Raw genomic sequence first — 3,174 nt, 5'->3', positions numbered from 1 at the left:
ACTCGACCGGCACACCACCGATCACCCAGAAGAATCCTCCGCCGCCCCAGCCGCATGATCAACCCCCGAAGGACTTATGACGCAGACCACTAAGCCGCGGAATCGATCGGAGTCAAGACTCGGAGTCAAGACTCGGGGGCAGGACACGGTCGGCGGGCGGTGCGTGGGTGTGGTCGGCCACCCACGCACCGGAAGCCGAAGAGGCACCGGTGTGACGGTGGCTCAGCTCTCAGGAATCCACTGCTCCCAGACGTCCTTGTTGTCGTTGATCCACCGCTCGGCGGCGGCCTCGGGCGACAGATCCTCCGCCTCGATCATCTTGGCGACCTGGTTCTGGTCCTCCGTACTCCACTTGAAGTTCTTCAGGAACTGCGCGGCGTCGCCACCGTTCTCGGCGAAGTCGGCATTGAGGTACTTCTGGAGCGGGGTGTCCGGGTAGGCGCAGGCCACCTTCTCGGGGTCATCGGCACACCCCTCCTCGTACGGGGGCAGGGCGACCTCCACGAGTTCGATCTCGGCGTTGAGCCACTGCGGGGTCCACCAGTAGCTGATGAACGGCTTCTTGTTCTTGACGAAGTTCCTGATCTGGGTGATCTGGGCGGCCTCGCTTCCCGCGTACACCGGTTTCAGATCGATGTCGAGGTTCTTGATGAGGGCCGGGTCGTTCGTGGTGTACGAGGGAGACCCTTCCAGCAGCTGGCCCTTGTCCCCGCTCTCGGCGGTTCTGAGCTGGTCGGTGAACTCGTTGAGGTTCTTCCACTCCTTGACCCCGGGGTGTTCGTCCGCGAAGTACTTCGGCACGAACCAGCCGATGTGCCCGGTCACTCCGAGGTCACCGCCCGCGACGACGGTCTTGCGCTCCTCGATGTACTTCTTCTCCTTCTCCGGGAAACCGCGCCAGTCCTCCAGTACGGCGTCGATCTTCCCGCTGTCCATGGCGTCCCAGGCGACCGGCTGGTCCATCTGCCGGGTCGTGACCTCGACGCCCAGCTCGTTCACCAGCAGATACTCGGCCACCGCCACATTGGCTTCGGCGCCGACCCATGACGGAACCGCCAGAGTGACGGCGTCCGCGCTCTTGGCCGTGGACGTTTCGGCCGCCGCGCAGGAGCTGAGCGCGGCCATGGCGAGGACTGAGGCGCCGGTCAGATAGGTGGGGCGCATTCGCTTGTCGAATCGCATCAGGGTTCTCTTCCGTTGTCGCGTGCAGGAATGGGCGGCCGTGCGGGTGGCGCCGTGCGGGTGCCGGAGAACGGGAGGGAGGACTGCTGCGGGGACCGGCGTCAGAACGGCCGGTCGCCCGCGATGGCGACGCGCTCCGCGACGCGGCGGTGCGGCGCGTAGTCGTTCACCGCGTAGTGCTGGGTGGCGCGGTTGTCCCAGAACGCGACATCGCCCGGCTGCCAGCGGAACCGCACCTGGTACTCCGGCACATGGGCCTGCTGCGTGAGGTAACGCAGCAGCCGGTCGCTCTCCTCCTGCTCCATGCCGACGATCCGGGTGGTGAACGAGGTGTTGACGAAGAGCATCCGCCGCCCCGTCTCCGGATGGGTGCGCACCACCGGATGCTCCACCGGCGGAAGGTCGCTCTGGAACGGGATGAGCCGCTCGGGCGAATGGAAACGGGCGAAGCCGGGGATGAAGTCGTGCACGGCACGCGCCCCGTCGATACGGTCCTTGACCTCCTGCGGCAGATTGTCGTAGGCGACGGCCATGTCCGCCCACATGGTGTCGCCCCCGAACGGGGGGACCTCGTGCAACTGGAGCACGGCGCCGAGCGCGGGCCGCTCCCGGAAGGTCACATCGGCGTGCCAGACGTTCTCGAAGGTGGGGGTGGCTCCGTCGCCCTTGTCGAAGCGGACGACGTCCTCGCTGGAACCCCGGGCGAGCAGCGGATTGGTCTCCAACTCGCCCCACTGGCGGGCGAAGTCGCGCTGCTGCCCGGAGGTCAGCCGCTGACCGCGGAAGAAGAGCACCTTCCACTCCAGCAGCGCGCGGTTCAACTCCGCCCGCACCGCGTCCGTCAGCGGCTGCGCGAGACCGATGCCCCGGACCTCCGCCCCGATCGTCCGCCCCTGCGGCACGAGCTCGACATGCTCGTACGGGCGCTCCTCCCACCCCTCGGGCAGACGGCGCAGCACACGCTCGCCCTCGTAGATCCCGTCCCTCGGTACCCGCGCCTCACGCAGCGTGGCCGGTGGCACGGCGTTCATGACAGTCATGGAGCTCATCTCCTCGTACGCGATCCGGTGGTTGCGCGAACACCGGTGGGGAACAGACGACAGCCACTCAAGACGTGTGCCGTCGGGCGCCGCGGACAGAGGAGTCCAGTGATGCATGCCTTGCGGACGTGTACCGGGCAGTCATTCGGGGCCATCCGCGGTCATCGGGAGTCATCGGGGTTGTCCCGATTGTCCGGATCGTCGGGAATGAGGAAGAAGACCGGTATGGCCTGGGCTGCGGCGCGCAGCGAGCACACGGCTCGGCGGCAGCCCGGCTAGCGGCCTGAGCGCTCGCACCCGGTCCGATCCGGGACGCGCAGCGGCCCCGTCGTGTCAAACCGGTGCCCGATCATGCCGACGATTGTGTGCGTCCCGCCGCGCCCTGTCAACGGGGTCCCACGAGCGGTTCGACGCATGGCCGGTCACCTCGGCAGGAGCAACTCGACGGCGACACACACATCGATGACGCCGCACCACTCCGCGAACGTACGGGAGACGATTCCGTCGAGCCTCAGGTGCACAAGGTCCCAGAGTCGTGCTCGGGGTGGGGTGCTCCCGCTGCCCCGGCGGGAGTACGGGTGTGGGCGGTCGCGCCCGCCGTGACGGTGGCGATCGCCGCGACCTGTCTCCCGCCGCGCCGCAGACGGCAGTTGATCGCCGGGTCGGTGGTCCTGGCCCTACTGCCCGGGGCGCCGTCAGCTTGGCCGCCGGGGACGGGGAGCCGACATCACCTGCTGGCTGCGGCCGCACGCCTACACGTCACCGCAGCGGATCCTGTGCCACACCTACGGACCCGGCAAGGACCAGCACATCCCCGTCCCTGGTCGGCCGTACTCGGTGATCTGCGCGTTGGAACCGGTCCTCGGCGAGGGTGCTACCGGAGGTCATTCGCAGTGCATCGGCCTTCAGGCCGGTGGTGAAGCGAATCTGACAGTGGCGATGCGGAGCGTCG

The 3,174-nt window shown here is 67.8% G+C and carries 2 protein-coding genes; both read right to left on the bottom strand.

The features are described from left to right. Positions 1-222 precede the first annotated feature (222 nt). On the bottom strand, positions 223-1,182 hold the full coding sequence (locus tag ACWD3C_RS48185) for an ABC transporter substrate-binding protein (protein ID WP_451155120.1): 960 nt from the start codon (positions 1,180-1,182) through the stop codon (positions 223-225). A 101-nt stretch (positions 1,183-1,283) separates the two neighbouring features. Further along, positions 1,284-2,222 carry a TauD/TfdA dioxygenase family protein gene (locus ACWD3C_RS48180; protein ID WP_451155118.1) on the bottom strand — a complete coding sequence of 313 codons (939 nt, stop codon included), beginning with the start codon at positions 2,220-2,222 and terminating at the stop codon, positions 1,284-1,286. Between the last annotated feature and the right edge of the window lie 952 nt (positions 2,223-3,174).

The sequence above is a fragment of the Streptomyces sp. NPDC002845 genome, assembly GCF_053591955.1.
The sequence above is the reverse complement of the archived record's forward strand: the minus strand, read 5'-3'. Positions and strand labels throughout refer to the sequence as shown.

Coding starts and splice junctions, on each gene's coding strand:
- ACWD3C_RS48185 (WP_451155120.1), bottom strand. CDS start 1,182: ATGCGATTCGACAAGCGAATGCGCCCCACCTATCTGACCGGCGCCTCA.
- ACWD3C_RS48180 (WP_451155118.1), bottom strand. CDS start 2,222: ATGACTGTCATGAACGCCGTGCCACCGGCCACGCTGCGTGAGGCGCGG.